Annotated in this window: 20 protein-coding genes; 16 read left to right on the forward strand and 4 right to left on the reverse strand. The window is 71.4% G+C overall.

Annotation, left to right across the window (positions count from 1 at the left end):
• Positions 1 to 626: ABC transporter transmembrane domain-containing protein (locus tag IV088_RS21460; RefSeq protein WP_291106014.1), on the reverse strand; the 626-nt coding region annotated here is incomplete at its 3' end.
• A 99-nt stretch (positions 627 to 725) separates the two neighbouring features.
• Between IV088_RS21460 and IV088_RS21465 the strand changes: the two genes are divergently transcribed.
• Positions 726 to 1,952: a YjgN family protein gene (locus IV088_RS21465; protein ID WP_291106016.1), complete on the forward strand. Its 1,227-nt coding sequence runs from the start codon at positions 726 to 728 to the stop codon at positions 1,950 to 1,952.
• Positions 1,953 to 1,960: 8 nt separating this feature from the next.
• Positions 1,961 to 3,049 (forward strand): M48 family metallopeptidase, encoded by a 1,089-nt coding sequence (locus IV088_RS21470; protein WP_291106018.1) that lies wholly within the window; start codon positions 1,961 to 1,963, stop codon positions 3,047 to 3,049.
• Positions 3,050 to 3,088: 39 nt separating this feature from the next.
• Here the strand turns inward: IV088_RS21470 and IV088_RS21475 are convergent, their stop codons facing one another.
• Entirely contained in the window at positions 3,089 to 3,376 is a 288-nt protein-coding gene (locus tag IV088_RS21475) for a hypothetical protein (protein WP_291106019.1), read from the reverse strand.
• 232 nt (positions 3,377 to 3,608) lie between these two features.
• Here IV088_RS21475 and msrB point away from each other — a divergent pair, with 232 nt between their 5' ends.
• Together msrB and msrA are read left to right on the forward strand one after the other, a co-directional pair.
• The gene (gene msrB / locus IV088_RS21480) at positions 3,609 to 4,106 is read left to right on the forward strand and encodes a peptide-methionine (R)-S-oxide reductase MsrB (protein WP_291106020.1); all 498 of its coding nucleotides are present in this window, start codon (positions 3,609 to 3,611) and stop codon (positions 4,104 to 4,106) included.
• Between the two features lie 164 nt (positions 4,107 to 4,270).
• Positions 4,271 to 4,858 carry a peptide-methionine (S)-S-oxide reductase MsrA gene (msrA, locus tag IV088_RS21485; protein ID WP_291106022.1) on the forward strand — a complete coding sequence of 196 codons (588 nt, stop codon included), beginning with the start codon at positions 4,271 to 4,273 and terminating at the stop codon, positions 4,856 to 4,858.
• A gap of 16 nt (positions 4,859 to 4,874) precedes the next feature.
• Here the strand turns inward: msrA and IV088_RS21490 are convergent, their stop codons facing one another.
• Entirely contained in the window at positions 4,875 to 5,219 is a 345-nt protein-coding gene (locus IV088_RS21490) for a hypothetical protein (protein ID WP_291106023.1), read from the reverse strand.
• Between the two features lie 346 nt (positions 5,220 to 5,565).
• Here IV088_RS21490 and IV088_RS21495 point away from each other — a divergent pair, with 346 nt between their 5' ends.
• The 10 genes from IV088_RS21495 (at position 5,566) to IV088_RS21540 (ending at position 14,526) form a co-directional block, all read left to right on the forward strand.
• Positions 5,566 to 6,303 carry an ABC transporter ATP-binding protein gene (locus IV088_RS21495; protein ID WP_291106025.1) on the forward strand — a complete coding sequence of 246 codons (738 nt, stop codon included), beginning with the start codon at positions 5,566 to 5,568 and terminating at the stop codon, positions 6,301 to 6,303.
• 7 nt (positions 6,304 to 6,310) lie between these two features.
• The gene (locus IV088_RS21500; RefSeq protein WP_291106027.1) at positions 6,311 to 8,680 is read left to right on the forward strand and encodes an ABC transporter permease; all 2,370 of its coding nucleotides are present in this window, start codon (positions 6,311 to 6,313) and stop codon (positions 8,678 to 8,680) included.
• On the forward strand, positions 8,677 to 9,894 hold the full coding sequence (locus tag IV088_RS21505) for an HlyD family efflux transporter periplasmic adaptor subunit (RefSeq protein ID WP_291106028.1): 1,218 nt from the start codon (positions 8,677 to 8,679) through the stop codon (positions 9,892 to 9,894). Before IV088_RS21500 ends, IV088_RS21505 begins: the two co-directional genes overlap by 4 nt.
• Before the next feature lie 284 nt (positions 9,895 to 10,178).
• Positions 10,179 to 10,493: a BON domain-containing protein gene (locus IV088_RS21510; protein WP_291106030.1), complete on the forward strand. Its 315-nt coding sequence runs from the start codon at positions 10,179 to 10,181 to the stop codon at positions 10,491 to 10,493.
• A 52-nt stretch (positions 10,494 to 10,545) separates the two neighbouring features.
• Complete coding sequence (locus IV088_RS21515; RefSeq protein ID WP_291106032.1) at positions 10,546 to 10,911, forward strand: hypothetical protein; 366 nt, start codon at positions 10,546 to 10,548, stop codon at positions 10,909 to 10,911.
• A 16-nt stretch (positions 10,912 to 10,927) separates the two neighbouring features.
• On the forward strand, positions 10,928 to 11,311 hold the full coding sequence (locus IV088_RS21520; RefSeq protein ID WP_291106034.1) for a hypothetical protein: 384 nt from the start codon (positions 10,928 to 10,930) through the stop codon (positions 11,309 to 11,311).
• Complete coding sequence (locus IV088_RS21525) at positions 11,308 to 11,739, forward strand: hypothetical protein (RefSeq protein WP_291106036.1); 432 nt, start codon at positions 11,308 to 11,310, stop codon at positions 11,737 to 11,739. Before IV088_RS21520 ends, IV088_RS21525 begins: the two co-directional genes overlap by 4 nt.
• A gap of 23 nt (positions 11,740 to 11,762) precedes the next feature.
• Positions 11,763 to 11,912 (forward strand): lmo0937 family membrane protein, encoded by a 150-nt coding sequence (locus tag IV088_RS21530; protein WP_291106037.1) that lies wholly within the window; start codon positions 11,763 to 11,765, stop codon positions 11,910 to 11,912.
• A 101-nt stretch (positions 11,913 to 12,013) separates the two neighbouring features.
• Entirely contained in the window at positions 12,014 to 13,693 is a 1,680-nt protein-coding gene (locus IV088_RS21535; RefSeq protein WP_291106038.1) for an ATP-binding protein, read from the forward strand.
• Positions 13,690 to 14,526, forward strand: coding sequence for a response regulator (locus tag IV088_RS21540; protein WP_291106040.1), 837 nt, complete (start codon positions 13,690 to 13,692; stop codon positions 14,524 to 14,526). The genes IV088_RS21535 and IV088_RS21540 overlap by 4 nt, the downstream gene beginning before the upstream one ends.
• 112 nt (positions 14,527 to 14,638) lie before the next feature.
• On the opposite strand, the gene IV088_RS21545 is transcribed toward IV088_RS21540, so the two are convergent.
• A complete protein-coding gene (locus IV088_RS21545) occupies positions 14,639 to 15,253 on the reverse strand; it encodes a glycine zipper 2TM domain-containing protein (RefSeq protein WP_291106042.1) in 615 nt (204 codons plus the stop codon).
• Between the two features lie 148 nt (positions 15,254 to 15,401).
• Here IV088_RS21545 and IV088_RS21550 point away from each other — a divergent pair, with 148 nt between their 5' ends.
• Together IV088_RS21550 and IV088_RS21555 are read left to right on the forward strand one after the other, a co-directional pair.
• Positions 15,402 to 15,644, forward strand: coding sequence for a hypothetical protein (locus IV088_RS21550; protein WP_291106044.1), 243 nt, complete (start codon positions 15,402 to 15,404; stop codon positions 15,642 to 15,644).
• Positions 15,645 to 15,722: 78 nt separating this feature from the next.
• Entirely contained in the window at positions 15,723 to 24,254 is an 8,532-nt protein-coding gene (locus IV088_RS21555) for a glucoamylase family protein (protein WP_291106069.1), read from the forward strand.
• Positions 24,255 to 24,261 lie beyond the last annotated feature (7 nt).

Raw genomic sequence — 24,261 nt, forward strand, 5'->3', positions numbered from 1 at the left:
ACGCGGTCCTGGCTGGCGCGCGAGAGCTTGCGCACGCGCCGGCCAAACCACATGCTCGGCAGCACCACCAGCCCGATGATCAGCGACACCTGCAGCATCACGTAGGGGTTGGTCCACACCAGCATGATCAGCGCGCCGATGCCGGTCACCGCGTTGCGCAAGCCCATGGAGAGCGACGAGCCCACCACGGTCTGCACCAGCGTGGTGTCGGTGGTCAGGCGCGAGAGCACCTCGCCGGTCTGCGTGGTTTCGAAGAATTGCGGGCTCTGGCGCAGCACGTGGCTGTACACCGCATTGCGCAGGTCGGCCGTGACGCGCTCGCCGATCCAGCTCACGAAATAGAAGCGCACGGCCGACGAGATGCCGAGCAGCACCGCCACGCCGAACAGCTGCACAAAGTGCCCTCGCAGCGCCATGGTCTGATCGCCGCGGCCCGGTTCCACCAGCCCGCCGTCGATCAGGTGACGCAGCGCCCAGGGAAACAGCAGGGTGGCGGCGGCGGCGAGCATCAGGAACAGGATGGCCAGCCCGATCTGCAGCCGGTAGGGCCGCATGAAGGGGCGCAGCCCGCCCAGCGAGGTGGGCGTGGACGACTTGGGGCGTTCGGTGGCGGATGCGGTGCTCATGGGTCGAGTGTGCCGGTTTTCGCCTGTTCCATGCCTCAAGGCGCCCGGTGCCGGTGGTAGCATTTCCCGCTTACATCCGCACACAAAAAAGGGCAGGGCATGGAACCGTCAGACGAATTCGCAGAAACCGAGCGCTTGACGCTGGACCCGGTGTCGCCACCCGGTCCGCAGACGCTGGACATCCGCTTCACCGGCTCGGGCAGCGAGTACTTCCGCATCTGGATCGTCAACCTCTTGCTCACCCTGGTGACGTTGACCCTGTACCTGCCGTTCGCCCGCGCGCGTCGCATGGCCTATTTCCAGAACAACACGCTGGTTGGCGGCGACCCGCTGGGCTTTCACGCCGATTCCTGGAAGATGTTTCGCGGCTACCTGCTGGTGCTGGTGCTGGGCGTGGGCTACTCGGCGGTGTCCAACTTCATGCCCACCCTGTCGTGGGTGGCCCTGCTCGTGTTTGCGGCGCTGTGGCCGGCGCTGTGGCGCGCGTCGCTGCAGTTCCGCCTGCGCAACACCAGCTGGCGCGGCGTGCGGCTGGCCTTCGTGGGCGACCTGAAGTCGGCTTACGTCGCCATGCTGCCCTTCTTCATTCCCGCGCTGGCGTTGGCACTGCTGATGCCCGACATGAGCGACCCCGAGGCGGTCTCCGAAGAGGCGGCCCAGCAGGCCGCGATCACCGTGGGGCTGGTAGTGCTGGGTTTCACGCTGCTGGTGCCCTGGTTGTGGGCGCGCATCAAGGCCTACCAGCACGGCGGCTATGCCTTTGCCCAGGAACGCACCACCTTCACCGCCGGCGCCAAACGCTTCTACGGCCTGTCCATCAAGATCACCGGCGTCTCCCTGCTGGTGATGATGGGGCTGGGCACGGTGATGGGGGTGCTGGTGGGGGCGATGGCGGCGCTGGGCATGGCCAGCCTGGGCGACCTCAGCAACCTGGACGAGGGTGCCGGAGTGCTGCTCATGGTGGGCGCGGGCGCGGTGCTCGCCATGGTCTACGTGCTCTTGCCGCTGATCGTGGGCTCCTACATGACCTCGCGCTTCCAGAACCTGCTCTGGTCGAACACGCACAGCACCCACATCCGCTTCACCAGCCAGCTCAGACTCGCGCCGCTCATGCGCGTGAACATCGTCAACTGGGTGCTGATCGCCCTCACGCTCGGGCTGTACTGGCCTTTCGCCAAAGTGCGCTCCGCGCGCATCCGCCTCGAAGCCATGAGCGTCCAGGTGGACGGCGACGTGGACCGGTGGGTGAGCGACTCGCTGCAGCAACCTGTGGGGGTGATCGGCGACGCGGCGGGTGACTTCTTCGGCATCGACATGGGCCTGTGATGGACGGCATGGCCGCAACCCTGATCACCCGTTGGTTCGACGGACGCAGCCCCCGGCCTCAGGCCGTGACCCTGCGCATCGACGGCGGTGAACTGCTCCTGCGCACGCAGGATGGCGCCGTCGAGCACCGCTACCCGCTGGCCCGGGTGCGCTGGCCCGAGCGCCGCACCCATGGGCAGCGCCAGACCGAGCTGCCCGACGGCAGCCTGATCCAGCACGCCGACGCCGCCGAGTGGGACGCCTGGTGGCGGGCCCAGGGGCACCGGGAGGGCGTGGTCGTGGGCTGGATGCAGAGCTGGCGCGCGACGCTGGTGGCGATGGCCGGCACCGTGGCGTTTCTGGCGGCGGCCTGGGTCTGGGGCGTGCCCTGGCTCAGCAGCACCCTGGCCCACTTGGTGCCACCGTCGCTGGAAGAGCGCATCGGCGAGGCCAGCATGTCGCAGCTCCAGTCGATCTTTCTGACGCCGAGCGAGCTGCCCCAGAGACAGCAGGACGCGCTGCGCCAGCGCTTCGCGGCCGTGGTGAAGGCCAGCCACCCCGAGGGCGATGCGCCGCCCTGGAACCTCGCCTTCCACAAAAGCGAGATCCTGGGGGCCAACGCCTTTGCCCTGCCGGGCGGCGCCATCGTCATGACCGACGACCTGGTGAAGATGCTGGAAGACCGGCCCGACGCCCTCGTGGGCGTGCTGGCGCACGAACTCGGCCACGTGCAGCACCGCCACGGGCTCGACATGCTGGTGCGCTCCAGCCTGGTCAGCGCGCTGATCGGCGTCGTGCTGGGCGACGCGAGCAGCTTCCTCGCCACGGTGCCGGCCACCCTGGTGACCCAGTCCTACAGCCGCGACGCCGAGCGCGAGGCCGATGCCCATGCGGCCGAGATGCTGCACGCCGGGGGCATCGCTCCGGCAGAGATGGTGGTGTTTTTCGAGCGCATCCAGGCCGAGGAGCGGCAATGCGATGCCGATGCCGATGCCGATGCCGACCACGACGCGGCGGAGGAGGGCGGCGATGTCCTGCCGATCTCGATCGCCAGCCACCCGGACCACGCCGAACGCATCCGGTTTTTCCGGGAGTGGAAGTCCGTTGCTGGCTCATAGCGGCCCAGGCTTGGCGCAACGCCCACCCTGTGAGCCGCGTCACATCGGCAGTTGCTGGCTCACCACCCGGGTGTGGGCTTCTTCGAGTTCGTTGATCAGCCCGTCGATCTGTTCCATGAACTGGTCGCGGCTGGCGTGGGGGTGGCGGGTGATCAGGGCGGTGGAGCGGTCGGCCAGGCCGTTTTCACCCGCCTGGCGCGCCCAGCGGCGCACTTCGCAGTAGGCCAGCAGGGCCAGCCGTCCCATGTCGCCGTTGCGGCGCGCATGGACCATGTCCCCGAGGAGGTCCTCAAGGCCGAGTTGCAATGGTGCGGTGGAATTGGCCATGGTGCAGTGCAGCATTATGGGTGGCTTCGTCACCGATGGCAACGGCCCTCCGCCCGGCGGGGCCATTGACCCGGGCCAAGACCGCGTGTGCGCCAGGCGTTGTACCGGGCGGCAGGGCGTTGTTGGCCGTTTGCTGTAAGGATGTGGCTGCCCGGACGACCCACCTGTCTCCGGGCCGATGAGCGGCGCCGTCTGGCGCACCGCCCCCCGGACACCTCGCAAGGACACTGTGATGGACAGACGCACCATGTTGAAGCATTTCACCGGCTGGCTGGCCGGCCTGTCGCTGCCCGCCACCACCCTGGCCGCACCGCCGTTTCCCTTGAACAAGACGGCGGCGGAGTGGAAGGCCCTGGTGTCGCCCGCGGCTTACGGCGTGCTGTTCGAGCACGGCACCGAGCGCGCCGGCACCAGCCCGCTCAACGGCGAAAAGCGCCCGGGCACCTTTGTGTGCGCCGCGTGCCAGCTGCCGCTGTTCGACGCCGCGCACAAATACGAGAGCGGCACCGGCTGGCCCAGCTTCTGGCAGCCGCTGGCCGGGGCGCTGGGCACCTCCACCGACTACAAGGCCTTCTTCCCACGCACCGAGTACCACTGCGCGCGCTGCGGCGGGCACCAGGGCCATGTGTTCAGCGACGGACCCCAACCCACCGGCAAACGCTATTGCAACAACGGCGTGGCGCTGGCCTTCGTGCCCCAGGGTCAGGCCCTGCCACCCGTGCGCAAGTGAAGTGAAGCCCCCCCGCGCCGCTTCGCGTCACCCCCCTCTCTCGCCTTCGGCGGGAGGGGGACGGCACTGGCCGTCCGGCAAAGCCGGCCCGGCGGTGCCTTGGGCCGCACCGTTGCAGGCGTCCGGGTTGCCATCCCGCATGAGAACGCCCTTTGAAAGACACCATGAACCCCACACGCACCCTCCTGTCCCTGATGGCGGCGCTGCTGCTGTCTACCACCTCGCTCAGCCATGCCGCCACGGCCACCGCCGTGTTCGCTGGCGGCTGTTTCTGGTGCATCGAGAAGGACTTTGAAAAACTGCCTGGCGTGGTGGAGGTCGAGTCGGGCTACACCGCCGGCAAAACCCCTGATCCGACCTACGAACAGGTCAGCAAGGGCCGCACCGGGCACACCGAAGCCGTGCGCGTGATCTACGACCCCGCCAAGGTGAGTTACGCGCAACTGGTCGAGTACTTCTGGCGCCACATCGACCCCACGGTCAAGGACCGGCAGTTCTGCGACGTCGGCACGCAGTACCGCAGCGGCATCTACTGGGGCAGCGAGGCGGAGCGCCAGGTGGCCGAGGCCAGCCGCGACGCGCTGTTGAAGAGTGGCCGTTTCAAGACCATCCACACCGAGCTCGCGCCCGCCAGCGCCTTCCACCTGGCCGAGGCCTACCACCAGGACTATTACAAGAAGAACGAGCTGCGCTACAACTTCTACCGGCTGTCGTGCGGACGCGATGCGCGCGTGAAAGAACTCTGGAAGTGAACCCGGCGCGGGCGCGTCAGCGCCCCGCGCCGCTGCGGTGCCACCGAGACCGCGACCCGTTCCGGACGACCCCGTCGTCAAAGAGGTGGCCCATGTCGTGGATGCGATCGGCCGCGATCGACTGGCAATGGTCCCGGGCGATGACGTTGTAGGCGTCCGCGCGCAGGGCCCAGAGTTCCCGTTGGCTGCCGGCCAGGCGGATGCGGTGGTGCAGGTGCTGGGCGTGCACGCCGCTGCAGTCGTGCACGCTGCGCAGCAGGGCGCTGCGCGCCAGGTGCAGGCCGGTCGCTGAAGCGCGGGTGTCGGCGGTGGGTGGCCGGTTCCGGAGGGCGTCGAGCAGCCGTTGCAGGTCGGTGAACATGGGTTTCCTTCGATGGGTCGCATCGGTGGGGTGGGGCTCGCGGCCTGGCTTGTGGTGGGCCGCGGGCGTGGGGGCAAGCCCGCATTGTTGGGCCACCGGGCGCTGAAAGGCAGGGAGCGCAGTCCAGAGCGGGCGTGCAACACCGCACACGGGTGTGGACGAACCGCCTCGCGGGTGTGCGGCCGGTCCAGCGCACAGACCCGCTGTCGGCCTGGTGCTACAAGGACAGGAGTCCGATCCGGGCTTGACACAGGTCAGTGCAGGCGGCACCGTGCTTTGAAACACTGGCCGCATGCAGCGCCGTGCGCGGTGCCTGACCGTTCGATCCTTTGCCCTGCCCGTTCCCATGCCCCAACCCGCCCCCGATGTTGAACCGGTCTTCGTGGCCCGAGGCCTCACCAAGGTCTATGGCGAAGGCGCGACCGCCGTGCACGCCCTGCGCGGCGTGGACTTGGACGTGGTGCGCGGTGAATTTGTGGTGCTGCTCGGGGCCTCGGGCAGCGGCAAGTCGACCCTGCTCAACATCCTGGGTGGCCTGGACAGCGCCAGCAGCGGCACGGCGCGCTGGACCCACCAGGGCCAGGCGCACGAGCTCACCGGCGCCGGCGACGCCGAACTCACGCGCTACCGGCGCGAGCACGTGGGCTTCGTGTTCCAGTTCTACAACCTGATCCCCAGCCTCACCGCGCGCGAAAACGTGGCGCTGGTGACCGACCTCGCCGACGACCCGATGCGGCCCGAAGACGCGCTGGCGCTGGTGGGGCTGGCCGAGCGCCTGGACCACTTCGTGTCGCAGCTCTCGGGCGGCGAGCAGCAGCGCGTGGCGATCGCCCGGGCCATCGCCAAACGCCCCGCGGTGCTGCTGTGCGACGAACCCACCGGCGCGCTCGACTGCGCCACCGGCGTGATGGTCTTGCAGGCCATCGAGCAGGTGAACCGCGAGCTGGGCACCACCACCATCGTCATCACCCACAACGCGCCCATCGCCGAGCTGGCCGACCGCGTGCTGCGCCTGGCCGACGGGCGCATCGTCGAGACCCGCATCAACCCGCAGAAGGTCGCGGCGGCCACGCTGCGCTGGTGAGCCCGCTGTGAAAGCCCTGCACATCAAGCTCTGGCGCGACCTCACGCGGCTGCGCGCGCAGGTGGCCACCATCGCCATGGTCGTGGCCATCGGCGTGGCCGGTTTCGTGGGCATGTTCTCGGTGCACGAGTCGCTCCAGGGTTCGCGCGACGCCTTCTACCGCGACAACCGGCTGGCCGACGTGTTCGCGAACGTCAAGCGCGCGCCGGTGCACCTGCGCGAGCGCCTGGCCGCCTTGCCCGGCGTGGCCGAGGTGAAGCTCGACGTGGTGTTCGACGCGCAGATCGACCTGCCCGGTGTGCTGCCGCCCGTGACGGGGCGGTTCATCGGGCTCGACCTCTCGCGCGTGCACGCCGGGCGCCAGGGCCTGAACGCGCTCACCTTGAAGCGCGGGCGCTGGCCTGAGCGCGATGGCGCGCTTGAAGCCCTGGTGAGCGACCGTTTTGCGGCGGCGCGCGGCCTGAACCCCGGCGACACGGTGCACGCCATCCTCAACGGCAAGCGCGAGGCCGTGCACCTGGTGGGCACGGCGGCCTCGCCCGAGTACGTGTTCGCCTCGCAGGGCGGCGCGCCCGACGACACCTCGTTCGGCATCTGGTGGATCGACGGCGCGCGCATGACGCAGGCCTTCGACATGCAGGGCGCGTTCAACCTGGCCTCGCTGCGGCTCGATGCCGGGGCCCCGGTGGCGCCGGTGCTGCTGCGGGTGGACCGCCTGCTCGAACCCTATGGCGCCATCGGTTCGGTGGGGCGCGACAAGCAGCTCTCGGCCAAGATCGTCAGTGACGAACTCGCGCAACTCAAGGTCATGGGCACGGTGCTGCCGGCCATCTTTCTCGCCGTGGCCATGTTCATCCTCAACGTGGTGCTGAGCCGGCAGGTCGCCACGCAGCGCAGCCAGATCGCGGCGCTCAAGGCGCTGGGCTACCGGGACGGCGCGATCGCGTGGCACTACATCCAGCTCGCGCTGGCCATCGCCGGGCTGGGCCTGCTGGTGGGGCTGGCCCTGAGCGAGGCCATCGGGCGCGGCATGCTGCTGCTCTACGACGAGGTGTTCCGCTTCAACGGGCTGCGTTACGTGACCACGGTCTGGCTCGTGGTGGCTTCGGTGTTCATCGCCTGCGCCGCGGCCGCGGCCGGCACCTGGACCGCGATCCGCGCGGTGGTGCGCCTGAGCCCGGCGCAGGCCATGCAGCCGCCGTCGCCACCGAGCTACCAGCGCACGCTGGCCGAGCGCCTGGGCCTGGGGCGCTGGGTCAGCACCGGCGCGATGATGGTGATCCGCAACGTCGAGCGCCGCCCGCTGCGCGCGGCCTTCACCGTGACCGGCATCGCGCTGGCGGTGGCGCTGCAGATCTCGGGCGCGTTCTGGCTCGACGCCATCGCGCACATCGTGGACGTGCAGTTCCGCCAGGTGCAGCAGGGCGACGTGCTGGTGAACTTCCGCCGCCCGGTGCCGGTGGGCGTGGTGCAGGACCTGCAGCGCCTGCCCGGCGTGATCGACGCCGAGCCCTACCGCACCGAGCCCGTGCGCGTGGGCCTGGGCGGGCGCACCGTGGACACGGCCCTGCTGGGGTTTCGCGGCGACGCCCGGCTCATGCGCGTGGTCGACGAACAGCGCGGCGCGGTGGCGCTGCCGGCGCATGGCGTGGTGCTGAGCGCGCTGCTCGCCAGGGAGCTGGGCGCGCGCGTGGGCGACCGCGTCGAACTGCAGTTCCGGCTCTGGAGCCAGACCCGGGTGCCGGTGGTGGTGGTGGACGTGGTGCACACCATGTTCGGGCAGCAGCTCTACATGAACCTCGACGCCATGAACCGGATCGCGCGCGACGGCGACGGCGTGGCCGACGCGGCGCTGCAGGTCGACCCGCTGGCGATGGACGCCTTCTGGGGCGCGGTGAAGGCCGCGCCCATGATCAACTCGGTGTTCGACAAGGCCGGCTCCATGGCCGCGTTCGACAAGACCACCTCGCGCAACATGGGCATCTTCAGCGGCATCCTCACGCTGTTTGCGGTCGCGATGGCGGTGGGCATCATCTACAACGCGGCGCGCATCTCGCTCTCCGAGCGCGCCTGGGAGCTGGCGAGCCTGCGCGTGCTGGGCATGACGCGGGCCGAGGTCTCGGTGCTGCTGCTGGCCGAGCTGGGCGCCGAGCTGCTGCTGGCGCTGCCCGTGGGCGGGCTCGCGGGCTGGGGGCTGGCCTCGCTGATGATGCGGCTGATGTCGTCGGACAGCATCGATTTCCCCGTCGTGATCGAACCGTCCACCTACGCCTCGGCGGCCCTCATCGTGCTCGCCGCCGGTGTGGCCAGCGCCTTGCTGGTGCGGCGAAAGATCGACCAACTGGACCTGGTGTCCGTATTGAAGGTGCGCGAATGAACGACAAGAACAAGGCTTCCAACGCTTCGAAGTCCCGTCGCTGGCTGTGGTGGGGGCTGCTGGGGGTGGCCGCCGTGGGTCTGGTGGTCGCGGTGTACCGGCCGCGCCCGCTGCGGGTCGAGGTGGCCACGGTCGCCACCGGCACCTTCGAGCAGGCCATCGAAGAAGACGGGCAGCTGCGGCTGAAGCACCGCTACGTGGTCACCGCGCCCACGTCGGCGCAGCTGCTGCGCCCCACGCTCCAGGTGGGCGACACGGTGAAGGCGGGCGAGGTGGTGGCCACGCTGCAGCCGGTGGCGCCGCAGATGATCGACGCGCGCACACGCAGCGTGATGCAGCAGCGCGTGGGCAGCGCCGAGGCCGCGCGCCGCGCCGCCGCCGCGCAGGTGCAGCGCGCGCAGACCGCGCTGTCGCTCGCCACGCTCGAAGCCAGCCGCGCCGCCCAGCTCGCGAAAGAGCAGTTCATCGCGCCCTCGGCGCGCGACCAGGCCGAGCTCGCCCGCCAGGCCGCGCAGCAGGCGCTGAACGCCGCGCGGGCCGAGCAGGCCATGGCCGACTTCGCGCTGGCCGAAGCGCGCGCCGGGCTCAGCCTGGCCGCGCCCGCGGCCGCTCAGCCCGCCGGCTTGTGGCAGATCAAGAGCCCGGTGAACGGCCAGGTGCTCAAGCTGCACCTGGACAGCGAAGGCCCGGTCACGGCCGGCGCGCCGCTGCTGGTGGTCGGCGACACGGCCGAGATGGAGGCGGTGATCGACGTGCTCTCGGGCGAGGTGCGGCAGGTGCGGCCCGGCGCGCCCGTGCGGCTGTCCACCGGCAGCGGTGCCCCGGCGCTGTCGGGGCAGGTGGTGCGCGTGGAGCCGATGGCGTTCACCAAGGTCTCGGCGCTGGGCATCGAAGAGCAGCGGGTGAACGTGGTGGTGGCGCTGCCGTCCCCGGTGGGGGAGGCCGCGCGGCTGGGCGACGGGTTTCGCGTCGATGCGCACATCACCGTGTCGTCGCAGGCCGACGCCCTGCTGGTGCCGAGCGCCGCGCTGGTGCGCGACGGCGAGCGCTGGCGCGTGTTCGTGGTGGAGGCCGGCAAAGCGCGCGCGCGCCCCGTGCAGGTCCGCGACCGCAACGCGGAGGCGGCCTGGGTGAAAGAGGGCCTGACGGCGGGCGAGATCGTGGTGCTGTACCCGGGCAGTGTCATGAGCGACGGGCAGCCGGTGAAGAAGTAACCCCCCGCAGCGCTTCGCGCTACCCCCCAGGGGGCGGCACTGGCCGTCCGGCAAAGCCGGCCCGGCGGTGCCCTGGGCTGGGACATTTCATTCGTGGTGGATCGCGCTCCGGGACGGTGGCCGGCGCGCTCACCTCCTGCGCTCTTCTCAAGGTGCGGCAGCGCACAGACGTTTTGTGGCGCGGGCCCTACTGTGAAGGCATCGGCGATGGACAGATCGCTGAACCCTCCTGAGGCGTGGCCCCTGGCCGCGCTGCCCGTTCCCTTCTTCACAGAAAGCCCACCATGAAACTCACACAACGCTTCTCCTTCCTGCTGCTCGCCGCCGCCGCTTTCACCTTCATCGGTGGCTGCGCTTCCTCGACCACCAAGGAAAGCACCGGCCAGTACGTGGACGACACGGCGATCACCGCCAAGGTGAAGGCCGCGATCTTCAAGGAAGACACGCTGAAGTCCGCCGAGATCAACGTGGAAACCTTCAAGGGCGCGGTCCAGCTCAGCGGCTTTGTGGGCAGCCAGGCCGACATCGATCGCGCGATCCAGGTCACGCGTGCCGTGAGCGGCGTGCGCACGGTCAAGAACGACATGCGCCTGAAGTGATCGGGCACCCGCCCGCTCATCGCCACCCCACCCCCCTTTCAAAGGCATTCCCATGAACACCACCAACGACAACTTCAAACACCTGGGCGATGACGCCTCCACGCTGGCCAGTGCGGTCGCCCAAGGGACCGAACACGCCGTGCGCTCCGCCCAGGAAGGCCTGACCGTCGCCCGGAACCAGTCGGGGGCCGCGATCAAGCAGTTCGCCCAGCACACCGAGGCGCTCGCGCACGACGGCATGGAAGCGGTCCGCGAACGCGCGCACCTGCTGCGTGAAAAGTCGATGCACGTCAAAGACGCGACCACGACCTACATCCAGCACGAGCCGGTGAAATCGGTGCTCATCGCCGCCGCCGTGGGCGCCACGCTCATGGGCCTGGTGGCCCTGTTCAGTCGCCACAGCGGCACCGGCCGCTGACCGCCGAGGCGCGGCCGTGATCCACCCCGTGTTTCGCCTCGCCGCGGCGCAGCCCCTGTGGCTGGCGGAGCACGCGGCGGCCTACGCCAGCCTCGTGTCCGAGGAGCTGCAGCTGAGCGGTCGGTGCCTGCAACGGCGTCTGGCCCTGCAGCTGGCGGGGGCCGCCTGCCTGCTGGTGGCCTTCACGCTGGCCGGCGTGGCGTTGCTGCTGTGGGCGTCGTTGCCCGAGGCCGGCATCCGTTCGCCCTGGCTGTTCTGGTTGACCCCCGTGGTGCCCGCCGGCCTCGGGGTGTGGGCCTGGCTGCTGGCCCATGCGCAGGCCCCGAGCGGTTCGATGGAGCGCCTGCGCGGGCAGATGGGCCAGGACCTGGCGTTGCTGCGCACGCCGGGCGCGCCATGAACCCGTTGCACCGCCTCCCCCCACCCGACCCGGCGGCCGTGCCCCCGGTCGAGCGACCGGCCAGCGTTCGCCTGACCCACAACCGCGAGCGCATGGCCGCCTGGCTGGCCGCAGACCGCGCCGAACGGGCCCGGCCGTCGCTGATGGGCTGGGCCGCCAGCGCCGCGTGGCCCTTGATCAAGGGCCTGCGCGAGCACCCGTCGGCGTCGCTCGCGGCCGGTGCGCTTGTCCAGCGCCTGCTGCGCCCCGAACCCGCCCCGGCGACGGTGGTGGTGCCCGCGCCCGCAGTGGCCTCCCCGTCCCCGCTGATGCTGCGCCAGGGCCTGGCCCTGGTCCGCCGCCACCCCGGGACGGTGCTCGCCCTGGCCGCGGCGGCGGGCGCGGTCTGGCTCTGGCGCCGTTCCACCCCCCGTTCGCCCCCACGCTGAACAACGCTGAAAGCAGGCCTCCCATGATCTACACCATCGCCGCCGTGCTGCTCGTGCTCTGGTTGCTGGGCCTGGTCACCGCGACCACCGTGGGCGGGTACATCCACGTCCTGCTGGTCATCGCCATCGCCATGGTGGTGCTGCGGGTGATCACCGGGCGCAACCCGGTCTAGGTCGTCAGGGCTTCTGTGTGCGGCAGCGCACAGACCGGGCGGACGGGGGCTGGCACGGTGGAGACCAGCCTCCCCATCGGGCGGCGTTCACGGAAGTACCGATGTCAGAGACCCCTCCCCGCAGCGATGCCGCCGAAACCGGCCGCAGCAACGCCCTGCTCAAGGCGGGTGCGTTGCAGAGCGCGATCCTCAACAGCCCCAATTTTTCGATCATCGCGACGGACGAGAAGGGCATCATCCAGCTCTTCAACGTCGGGGCCGAGCGCATGTTGGGCTACCGCGCCGACGAGGTGATCAACCGCGTGCGCCCCAGCGACATGCACGACCCGATGGAGGTGCGTGCGCGCGCCATGGCGCTGAGCGTGGAACTCGACACGCCGATCGCACCGGGCTTCGAGGCCCTGGCCTTCAAGGCCTCGCGCGGCATCGAAGACATCTACGAGCTCACCTACATCTGCAAGGACGGCAGCAGCTTCCCGGCCGTGATCTCGATCACCGCGCTGCGCGACGACTACGGTGACCTCATCGGCTACCTGCTGATCGGCACCGACAACTCGGTTCGCAAGCGCGGCGAGCTGCAGCTCAACGACGCCATGGCGGCCGCCGACAAAGCCAACCGCGCCAAGACCGATTTCATCTCCAGCATGAGCCACGAGCTGCGCACGCCGCTCAACGCCATCCTGGGTTTTGCGCAGCTGGTCGAATCGGGCACACCCGTGCCCACGCCCACACAGAAGCGCAGCATCGACCAGATCCTCAAGGCCGGCTGGTACCTGCTGGAGCTGATCAACGAAATCCTCGACCTCACGCTCATCGAGAGCGGCAAGCTCACGCTCTCGGGCGAGCCGGTCTCGCTCATCGAGGTGCTGGCCGAGTGCCGCGCCATGGTGGAGCCGCAGGCGCAGCAGCGCGGCATCGCGATGGTGTTCACGCGGCTGGAGCAGCCACGCTGGGTGAAGGCCGACCGCACGCGGCTCAAGCAGGTGCTGATCAACCTGCTGTTCAACGCCATCAAATACAACCAGCCGGGCGGGCACGTCACGGTGGAGTGCTCGCTCAGCCCGCCCGACGCGATCCGCATCAGCGTGCGCGACACCGGCCCCGGGCTCACCCCCGAGCAACTGGCCCAGCTGTTCCAGCCGTTCAACCGGCTGGGGCAGGAAAGCGGGGGCGAAGAGGGCACGGGCATCGGCCTGGTGGTGACGCAGCGCCTGGTGCACCTGATGGGTGGCCAGATTGGCGTGGACAGCACGCCCGGCGTGGGCAGCGTGTTCTGGGTTCACATGACGCTCACCGCCACGCCGGCCTTCGCCGGCCATGAGCCCGGGCCCACCGACGCACCGCGCCCCGACGCGCCAGCGGGCGCGCCGCTGCACACCCTGCTGTACGTGGAAGACAACCCGGCGAACCTGGAGCTGGTCGAGCTGATCATCGGCCGGCGCACCGACCTGCGCCTGCTGGGCGCGGCCGACGCCAGCCTGGGCATCGAGTTCGCCCGCGTGTACCAGCCCGAGGTGATCCTGATGGACATCAACCTGCCCGGCATCAGCGGCATCGAGGCCATGAAGATCCTGCGCGCCGATCCGGCCACCGCCCACATCCCCGTCATTGCGCTGAGCGCCAACGCCGTGCCGCGCGACATCCAGAAGGGTCTGGACGCGGGCTTCTTCAACTACCTCACCAAACCCATCAAGGTCAGCCAGCTCATGGACGCACTCGACGCGGCCCTGGCGTTCGCGCAGCACACCAGCGGTCCCGCCATCCAGCAGGAACCGGCATGACCCTCACCTCGCAAGACATGCTCAACGCGCGCATCCTGATCGTGGACGACCAGTCCGCCAACGTGGCCCTGCTGGAGGACCTGCTGCACCGCGTCGGCTACACCCAGGTGACCAGCACCCAGGACCCGAGGGCCGTGGCGTCGATGCACCGAAAAACCCCGTTCGACCTGATCCTTCTCGACCTGCAGATGCCCGGCATGGACGGTTTTCAGGTGATGGAGGTGCTGAAGGCCGGCGCCACCGAGGGCGACTACCTCTCGGTGCTGGTGGTCACCGCGCAGCCCGACCACAAGCTGCGCGCCCTGCAGGCCGGGGCCAAGGACTTTGTGAGCAAACCCTTCGACCTGATCGAGGTGCAGACGCGCATCCACAACCTGATCGAGGTGCGCCTGCTGCACCGGCAACTGGCGCGGCACAACCAGTACCTGGAGCAGGTGGTGCAGGAACGCACCACCGAGCTGCGCGAGAGCGAGGCGCGCTACCGCGCCCTGACCGAGCTGTCCACCGACTGGTACTGGGAGCAGGACGGCCAGGGCCGCTTCACCAAGGTGTCGGGGCCGGTGCTGGAGATGCTGGGTCTGGGGGTGGATGCCTTGAACGGCGAAGGCGACGAAGGGGCTCCCGCCAGCGATGGCTGGAACGAGGCCGAGCGCCAGACGCTGCAGGCCCGCATCGCGTCGCGCAGCCCGTTCCTGGACATGGTGCTCAGCCGGGCCATGAAGGACGGCACGAGCCGGCAATACCGCGTGAGCGGCACCCCCATGTTCGACGCCGGCTGCACGCTCATCGGATACCGCGGCTTTGGCGTGGAGATCGTCGGTTCAAACAAGTAAATCCACCCGCACCGAGCGAGATGCCTCCACCCCAGGGCACCGCCGGGCCGGCTTCGCCGGACGGCCAGTGCCGCCCCCTGGGGGGTAGCGCGAAGCGCTGCGGGGGGAGCCTTTACTCCCGGGGTTCGCCGTCGCCGTTGACCGTGACGGTGCGGCCGGGGGGCGAGCTCATCTGCACGTGGTGCGTGACGCCGCGGAACTGGTAGCTCACGTCCCAGTACGCGGGCTCGCTGCTCACGTTGTTGTTGTCGCAGCGCTGCACGTCGCGCGTGGCCACCGGGTTGCCGTAGCGGTCGTTGGCCACGTTGGAACCGATGATCGCGCCCGCGACCGCGCCGCCGGCGGTGGCAATGTCCTTGCCCCGCCCGCCGCCGACCTGGTGGCCCAGCACGCCGCCGATGACGCCGCCGATGATCGCGCCGCCCACGTTGGGCTGCTGGCGCTGCGGTGCCACGGCTTCGCGCTCGATCCAGCAACGCTGTTCGCGCTGCTGGCCCATGACCGCGCGCACCGAGGTCACGTCGGCTTCATACAGCCGCTCCCGGTCGCGGCGGCGGTAGTCGGGCCGTTGCTGGGGCTGGCTGGGCGTGTTGTAGACGGGGTTCTGCGACACCGGCTGCTCGTACACCGGGTAGGGCGCGGCGCAACCGGCCAGGGTGAGCACGGCCAGGGCCATGACACCGAGGGCGGCGGGGCTGCGAAGCGCTGGTTGGCGGGGGTGGTTCATGAGGGTCTCCTGTGTGTGGGTGACTCACGGTAGGCGCTCTGGCGGACCGGGTCTGTTCGACGGCGCACAGACCCGCGAACCCGGCCGCCGTACAACCGTCTTTCAGCCCCGACCTCTCCCCGTTTCTCTTTCACCAAAGGCGCCCACCATGTCCAACACCTCCCCTCTCGCACCCCGCTGGGACACCGCTTCCATGGGCCTCCCGGCGGACATCTCTTCGACCGAGCGTTCGGCGCTCAGCGATCACCTGAGCCTGTGCGGTGCCCTGCGCGGCCCGATGCAGAGCCTGCAGGCCGGGGCGAACGAAGTCAGCGGCATGCTCGCCGGCCGGGTGGTCACCTCGGCGCTGGTGTTGGCGGTGCTGGTCGGCGGCTCCTGGCTGATGCTGTAAGTGGCAGACGCACGCTGGTCGGCGCAATGGAGCTGGGTGCCGAAGCGGCTGGAACGCACCCTCGACGCCGCGCGCGGCATGGCGCTGGACCCGATCCGCGCCGAGCTGTTCGGGGTGGAGCGGTTCGAGCAGCACGGCCGCAGCCTGGGCGCCACGCACCGCGCCGGCCCCGCGCGCTTTGGCCAGGCCACGTTCTACCCGCGCCTGCAGAGCAATGTGCGCACCCTGCGCGCGGCGCACCAGTTCATCGCGCTCGAAGCGATCGACGGCAACGACATCAGCCCGGCGGCCGAGTGGCTGCTCGACAACTTCCACCTGATCGAAGCGCAGCTGCGTGAAATCCGCGAGGGGCTGCCGCCGCGTTACTACCGCTCCCTGCCGGTGCTGCAGGACGCTCCGCTGGTGGGGCTGCCGCGCATCTACGGCGTGGCCTGGGCCTTTGTCGCGCACACCGACAGCGCCTTCGACGAAACCCTGCTGGTTCATTTTCTCGACGCCTACCAGGACGCCCGCGAACTCAACCAGGGGGAACTCTGGGCGCTGCCCACCACCTTGCGCGTGGTGCTGGTGGAGAACCTGCGCCGCCTGGCCGACCGCATCGCCAGCCACAAGGCCGCGCGCGAACTCGCCAGCCTGTGCGCCAGCCGCATCCACACCCTGAGCCTGTCCACCGTGATGGACATGCGCGAGCTGATGGACCATCGCGGCGTGGGCCAGGTGTTTCTCTCGCACCTCGCCCAGAGCCTGGTCGGGGTGGTGCCGGCCGCGGGCGATTCACCGCTGGCGCAGGTGCGGCTCTGGCTGCAGGAGGCCGTGCCCGACCTCGCCGCGCTGCAGACCCAGCAGCACGCGGCCCAGGCCGCCGACCACCTGAGCGTGGGCAACGCCGTCACCGCGCTGCGCCTGATCGGCGCGGCCGACTGGGCCGGCGTGGTCACGCGCACCAGCCGGGTGGTCCGCGTGATGCTGGCCTCGCCCGTGTTCGAGGCCGAGGACGACGCCACCCGCAACACCACGCTGCACGGCATCGAGCGGCTGGCCGCGCAGAGCGGGCAGGGCGAGGCCGCGGTGGCGCAGGTGCTGCTGCGCCTGATGGGCCAGCACGCCGACCACACCGCGCTCGCCTCGCACTGGCTGCAGGGCGAAGGGCGCGCGGCGCTGGAGCAGGCGCTGGGCCTGAAGCCCGGCGCGGCCAGCCTGTGGCGCTCGACCCTCAAGCTCTCGCGCACGCCCGCCTACCTCGGCGCGCTGCTGGTGGGCACGCTGCTGCTCGTGGCGGCGCTGCTGCACCAGCCGGGCTGGCTTGCGGCCGGCTGGCCCACGCAGCTCGGCACCGTGTTCGTGGCGCTGCTGATGCTGCTGCCCGCGTCGGAGGCCGTGGTGGCGGTGGTCAACCGCCTGATCAGCGAGTCGGTCAAGCCCTCGCACCTGCCGCGCCTGCTGCTGGCCGGGGGCATCCCGCCCGCGGCCCGCGTGATGGTGGTGGTGCCGGCGATGCTGACCCACCGCAAGGGCATCTCGCAGCTGGTGCACCGCCTGCAGCTGCACCACCTGGCCAACGCCGAGGCCCACGCGCAGTTCGCCCTGCTCAGCGACTGGGCCGATGCCGACACCGAGCACCACCCGGGTGACGACGAGCTGGTGCAGCACGCGATCACCGAGCTCGCCGCGCTCAACGCGCGTTACCCCGAGGCGCCAGGCCAGCCGCCGCGCTTCCTGCTGCTGCACCGGGGCCGCGTGCAAAGCGCCACCCAGCGCCAGTGGCTGGGCTGGGAGCGCAAGCGCGGCAAGCTGGAGCAGCTGGTGGCCGCGCTCGCCACCGGCACCCCCGGGCCGTTCTTCGACCTGGGCGAGCTCTCGCGCATGGCGCCGCACACGCGCTACATCCTCACGCTCGACAGCGACACGCAGCTGCCGCCGGGCCGCCTGCGCACGCTGGTCGGCGTGGCCGAGCACCCGCACAACCAGCCCCGGCTGGACGAGACCGGTCGGCGCGTGCTGCAGGGCTACGGCATTCTGCAGCCGCGCGTGGTGCCCCCGCTGGCGGGGGAGGGCGTGCGCACCGCCTGGCAGTGGCTGTTCGACGGCCAGGCCGGCATCGACCCCTACAGCGCCATGAGCTCCGACGTCTACCAGGACCTGTTCGGTGAAGGCAGCTTCACCGGCAAGGGCCTGCTGCACGTGGCCACGCTGCACGCCGTGCTGGCCGACCGCCTGCCGACCGACCAGGTGCTGAGCCACGACCTGCTCGAAGGCGCCCTGGTGCGCTGCGCCGTCGTGACCGACGTGACCCTGATCGAGCCCGACCCCGGCCACGCCGACGCCGCCGCCGCGCGCGGCCACCGCTGGGCCCGGGGCGACTGGCAGCTGCTGCCCTTCCTGCTGCGCCACCGCCACTGGCCGCTGAGTGCCATCAACCGCTGGAAGCTGCTGGACAACCTGCGCCGCTCGCTGGTGGCGCCGGCCCTGCTGCTGCTGATCGGTCTGGCGATGCTGGGCGTGGGCCTGTCCCTGCCCGTGGCGCTGGCGCTCACGGTGGCCGCCTACAGCGCCGGCCCGCTGATGGGCGCGCTCGCGGGCTGGGTGCCCGGTCAGTGGCAGCGGGTGGGCGAGCGTTTCGTGGCGACGGCCGCGCTGGACCTGCTGCGCGCGGTCGGCGGCGGGCTCTGGCACCTGGCCTTGCTGCAGCAGCAGGCCCTGATGTCGCTCGACGCCGTGCTGCGCACCCTGCACCGGCTCACCCGCAGCCGGCTGCACCTGCTCGAATGGACCACCGCCGAAGCGGCCCAGGCGGGCCTGAGCACGCGTCTGCCGGCCACCTTGCGGCGCCACCGCGCCGAGCCGCTGGCCGTGCTGCTGTGGCTCGGGGGCCTGTGGCTGAGCGCGCTGTGGCTGATGGGACCGCCGCCCAGCGCCCTGGCGGTGCTGGTGCTCGCGCTGTGGGCGCTGGCCCCGCTGCTGGTGTGGCGCGCCAACACGCCCTGGCCGCGCCGGCGCCGGGCGCTGAAGGCCGCCGACCGCGAGCTGCTCGACGGTGTGGCGCGCGACACCTGGCGCCTGTTCGAGCGCTGCGTGGACGCGCAGAACCACCACCTGCCGCCCGACAACCTGCAGGTCGCGCCCTACGAGATCGTGGCGCACCGCACCTCGCCCACCAACATCGGCCTCTACCTGCTGAGCACCGCCTGTGCGCGCCGGTTCGGCTGGATCGGCACGCAGGAGCTGCTGACCCGGCTGGAGGCGACCTTCGCCACGCTGCAGCAGATGGAGCGCCACCGCGGCCACTTCCTGAACTGGTACGACACCGAAACCCTGCAGCCGCTGCTGCCACGTTACGTGTCCACCGTGGACAGCGGCAACCTCAGCGCCCACCTGCTCGCGGTGGCACAGGCCTGCACCGAACTCGCGCGCGACCCGCACGAGGTGGCCCGGGGCCAGCAGGCCATCGAGCGCTCGCGCCAGCGGCTGTTGCCCCATGGGCCGCTGCTGCAGACCCTGCTGCACCAGCCGCTGCCGCACACCGCCATCGGCCGCCTGCTCGACACCGCGCAGCCCCCGTCGCACGAGGCGGTGGCCTGCGCCGCGTACCACACGCTGCTGGTCGAAGCCCAGGCGGAGCTGGGCGGCCTGATGCAGACGCGCAACCCCGCCATCGTCAACCACGCCGTCACGCCCCAGGACCAGCTGCGCTGGCTGCTGGCCGACCACCTGGCCATGCTGGGTTCGGCCGAGCGCGATGTGGCGGCCCACGGCGCGGGCTGCTGCGAACGCGCCAGCGGGCGCCTGCGGGCGCTGGCCGGGCAGCTGGAGACCATGGCCTGGGAGGCCGACTTCCGCTTCCTCTACCACCCCAAACGCCACCTGCTGCACATCGGCTTCCGGCTCGACGAGCAGCAGCTCGACACCAGCTTCTACGACCTGCTGGCCTCCGAATCGCGCACCACCAGCCTGCTGGCCATCGCCAAGGGCGATGTCCCGGTGCGCCACTGGGCGGCGCTCGGCCGGCCCTTCTTCGCGAGCGGGCGGCGCGCGGTGTTGCGCTCGTGGTCGGGCTCGATGTTCGAGTACCTGATGCCCGCGCTGGTGATGGCGCAGCCGCGCGACAGCGCGCTGCACGAGGCCGGTGTCTCGGCGCTGCAGGAGCAGATGGCGTTCGTGCGCGGCACCGTCATGCCCTGGGGCATTTCCGAGAGCGCCTACGCCGGGCAGGACCACACCCTGGCCTACCAGTACGCGCCCCAGGGCGTGCCCCGGCTGGCGCTGCGCCGCACCCCGGTGGCCGAGCGCGTGATCGCGCCCTACGCCACGGCGCTGGCCACCCAGGTGGACGCCGGCCTGGCCTGCCGCAACCTGCGCGCCCTGAGCGCGCTGGCGGCGCGCGGGCGCTACGGCTTCATCGAGGCGCTCGATTTCACGGTGGCGCGGCAGGCCCACGGTGAACGCTTCACCCCGGTCCACACCTTCATGGCGCACCACCAGGGCATGAGCATCGTCGCGCTGGCCAACGTGCTCTGCGGCGGTGTGGCGCAGCGCTGGGGCATGGCGCACCCGCGCATCGAGGCCGTGTGGTCGCTGCTGCACGAGCGCGCGCCGCGAGAGCTGCCCGGTCTGCCACCGCCGGAGCGCCAGCTTCAGCAGGGCCAGGCCCGCCGCACGCCCGACCACGTGCGCACCCTGCACCCCGGCGCGCAGGCGCTGGAACCCACGCACCTGTTGTCCAACGGCCGCTACAGCGTCACGCTGCGCGCCAACGGCGCGGGCTGGAGCTGCTGGGACCAGACCGGCATCACCCGCTGGCGCGACGACGCGCTGCGCGACGCCTGTGGCGCCTTCGTCTACCTGCGCCTGGGTGGCAGCGGCGCGCCGGTGTCGGTCACGCGGCACCCCGCGCCCGACCCCGACGCCACCTACCAGTGCCGCTTCCAGACCGACCGCGTGTGTTTCGACGCCAGCTGGCCCGAGCTGCGCGTGTGCACCACGGTCTGGGTCAGCCCGGAGGACGACATCGAGCTGCGCAAGGTGGTGCTGGTCAACCGCAGCAGCGAGCCCATCGAGCTGGAGCTGATCTCGGCGCTGGACATCACCCTGGCCAGCCACGCGGCCGACGAGGCCCACCCCGCGTTTTCCAACCTGTTCGTGCAAACCGACTGGCTGCCCGCGCAGCAGGCGCTGCGCTGTGTGCGCCGGCCCCGGCTGCAGACCGAGCGCACGCTGCAGGCGGCGCATTTTGTGGCCAGCGCCGAGGGCGAGGTGCTGGGCCTGCGCTGCCAGACCGACCGCGCCCGGTGGCTTGGCCGGCTGCACACGCCGGGCCAGCCGCTGGCCCGCATGGACGCGGTGCCGCTGCTGCCCACCGCGCTGCACACCGGCCTGGACCCGGTGGCCGCGCTCGGCGTGCGGCTGCGGATCGCGCCCGGCGCGCAGGCCACCGTGACCTTCGGCACCGCCGCCAGCGACGACGCGGCCACGCTGCTCGCGGTGGTCGACAAGTACCGCCAGCCCAGCTACGTGGAGCGTTCCTCGGTGGTCTCGGCCACGCTCGCCGGCATCCCGGCCCACGCGCACCGCCCGCGCACCGACCACCTGCCCGCGCTGCACGCGCTGACCACCGCGATGGTGCTCACCCTGCCCAGGGCCGACGCCCCCGCCGCCAGCGCGACCGCGGCCCCCGCCGTGCCACACCGCAGCGACCGGCGCATGCTGTGGCGGCTCGGCATCTCGGGCGACCGCCCGCTGCTGCTGGTGCACGCCGCGGCGCCGCAGGGCCTGGGCCTGCTGCGCGTGCTGGCGCTGGTGCTGCGCGAGTGGTCGCGCGCGGGCGTGGCCTGCGACGTGGTGGTGATCAGCCGCGAGGCGCACTCGTACCAGATGCCGCTGCAGCGCGAGCTGGCGCTGCTGCGCGAGCAGCACGCCGCCGACCTGCAGGCCCGCCCCGGGCTGGCCGTGACCGGCCTGCACCTCCTGCGGTTCGACGAACTGTCGCCCGAGCAGCTCGACACGCTGCAGGCCCTGGCGCGCGTGCAGCTGCAGGCCGACGGCCAGGCCCTGTCGCACCAGGTGCGCGCCTGGTGCGACCGCCACGAGGCGCCGGTGCCGCGCCTGTGGAGCGGCCTGAGCGTGGCGCCCGAACCGGTGCCGCTGCGGCTGGCCGAGGCCGAGGCCTCACCGTCGCAGGGCCGGTTCACCGGGCCGCGCAGCGACTTCGCCTTCGAGGTCGGGGCCGGCCTGGCCCCGTCGCGGCCCTGGACCAACGTGTTGGCCAACCCCGGTTTCGGCGCCCTGGTGTCCGAGAGCGGCGGGGGCAACACCTGGGCGCTCAACAGCCGCCTGAACCAGCTCACCGCCTGGGCCAACGACCCGGTGGCGGACCCGCCGTCCGAGTGGTTCCTGCTGCAGGACCGCCGCACCCGCGAGGTCTGGAGCCTCACCCCCTCGGCCTGGGGCACCGACGCCACGCGCTACCAGGTGGTGCACGCCCAGGGCCTCACCACCATCCGCCACCAGCGCGGCGATCTCGCCGTGTCGGTGAGCTGGTGTGTCGACGCGGACAGCGCGGTCAAGCAGGTGCGCATCCGGCTGGAGAACCTCGGCGCGGGCAAGGCACACCTGCGCGTCATCGGGCTGATGGAGTGGATGATGGGCGAGAAGCGCAGCGACCGCGCCACGCTGCGCTGCAAGCCGTATTACGTGAGCCCGCCGGGCGCGGGCCTGATCGGCCTGCTGTGCACGCAGACGGAGGCCGCGGGCGGTTTCGGGGGCGGCACCGCGTTTTTCTGCGAGTCACGCGAAGGGGTGGACGACCCCGAGGGCCTGGACTGGACCTGCGACCGCCGGGCCTTCTTCGGCGCGCAGGGTCAGCTCGTGCTGCCGCAGCGCCTGGGGCAGCGCGGCGGGCAGGGGCTGGACCCGTGTGCCGCGCTGTCGCGGCCGGTCACGCTGCGCGCCGGCGCCACGCTGGAACAGGTGTTCCTGCTGGGTTATGCGCCCGACGCCGACGCGGCGCGCAGCCTGATGCGCCAGGCGCGCCAGACCACGGCCCCCGAGCGCGAGCGCGCCACCCAGGCGCGCTGGGACGGCCTGCTCGGCGCCACGCAGGTGAGCACGCCCGACCCGCTGCTGGACGCCATGGTCAACCGCTGGCTGCTCTACCAGACCGTGTCCTCGCGCCTGTGGGCCAAGGCCGGCTTCTACCAGGCCGGCGGCGCCACCGGCTACCGCGACCAGCTGCAGGACGCGATGGCGCTGGTGTGGGCGCGGCCCGCGCTGCTGCGCGACCAGATCGTGCTGTGCGCCTCGCGCCAGTTTGAAGAAGGCGACGTGCAGCACTGGTGGCACGCGCCGGGCGGCGCGGGCGTGCGCACGCACTTCTCAGACGACCTGCTTTGGCTGCCCTACGCCACCAGCCACTACCTGCAGGCCACCGGCGACACGGCGCTGCTGAACCAGCCGGTGGCCTTCCTCGAAGGCCCGCCGGTGCCCGAAGGCGCGGAAGACCGCTACGACACGCCCGCCGTCAGCCCGCTGCAGGCCAGCGTGTACGAACACGGCGCGCGCGCCATCGACCACAGCCTGCGCGTGGGCGCCCACGGCCTGCCGCTCATGGGCGGTGGCGACTGGAACGACGGCATGAACCGCGTCGGCAGCGAAGGGCGGGGCGAGTCGGTCTGGCTGGCCTGGTTCCTGTGCAGCATCGTCACCGACTGGCTGCCGCTGGCGCAAGCGCGCGGCGAGCTCGAACGGGTGCAGCGCTGGGACGCCGCGCTCATGGGCTGGCGCCTGGCCCTGAACACCGCGGCCTGGGACGGCGCCTGGTTCAAACGCGCCTTCTTCGACGACGGCAGCCCGCTCGGCTCGGACGGCCAGCCCGAGGCCCGCATCGACCTGATCGCCCAGGCCTGGGCCGTGCTGAGCGGGCAGACCCCGCCCGAGCGCCAGCGCCTGGCGATGGACGCGGTGGAGGCGCACCTGGTGGACGCCGAACAGGGCCTGATCCGCCTGCTGGAGCCGCCGCTGCAACACGCCAGCCCCAGCGCGGGCTACATCCAGGCCTACCCGCCGGGCGTGCGCGAGAACGGCGGGCAGTACGCCCACGCCGGCGTCTGGGCGCTGATGGCCGCGGCCCAGGTGGCGCTCGGTGAACCGGGCGACATCCACGCCCGCAACACGCCCTACCGCTACTTCACCTGCCTGAGCCCGGCGCACCGCGCGGCCCACCCGCGCTGGGGCGCGGCCTACGGCGTGGAGCCCTATGCGATGGCGGCCGACGTCTACAGCGCGCCGCCCTACACCGGGCGCGGGGGCTGGAGCTGGTACACCGGGGCGGCGGGCTGGCTGCACCGCGCGGCGCTGGAGTCCCTGCTGGGCCTGCACCTGAAGGCCGACGAGCTGTGGTTCACGCCCTGCCTGCCGGCGCACTGGCCGCGCGCCGAGCTCACGTTGCAGCGCGAGGGCCGCGCCATGCGTTTCGTGCTGGTGCGTGGCGAGCCGGTGTCCGCGCTGGCGGCCTGCGCCGAGCCCCATGCCCAGCTGCTGCAGGTGGCCGAGCGCCTGCGCTGGACCGAGCTGCCGCAGCACTGCTGCTTCGTCGTTCCCCTGCCGACCGCCCGTTGAGCGGGCC

The sequence above is a fragment of the Hydrogenophaga sp. genome, assembly GCF_018780075.1.
Taxonomy (GTDB): Bacteria; Pseudomonadota; Gammaproteobacteria; order Burkholderiales; family Burkholderiaceae_C; genus Hydrogenophaga.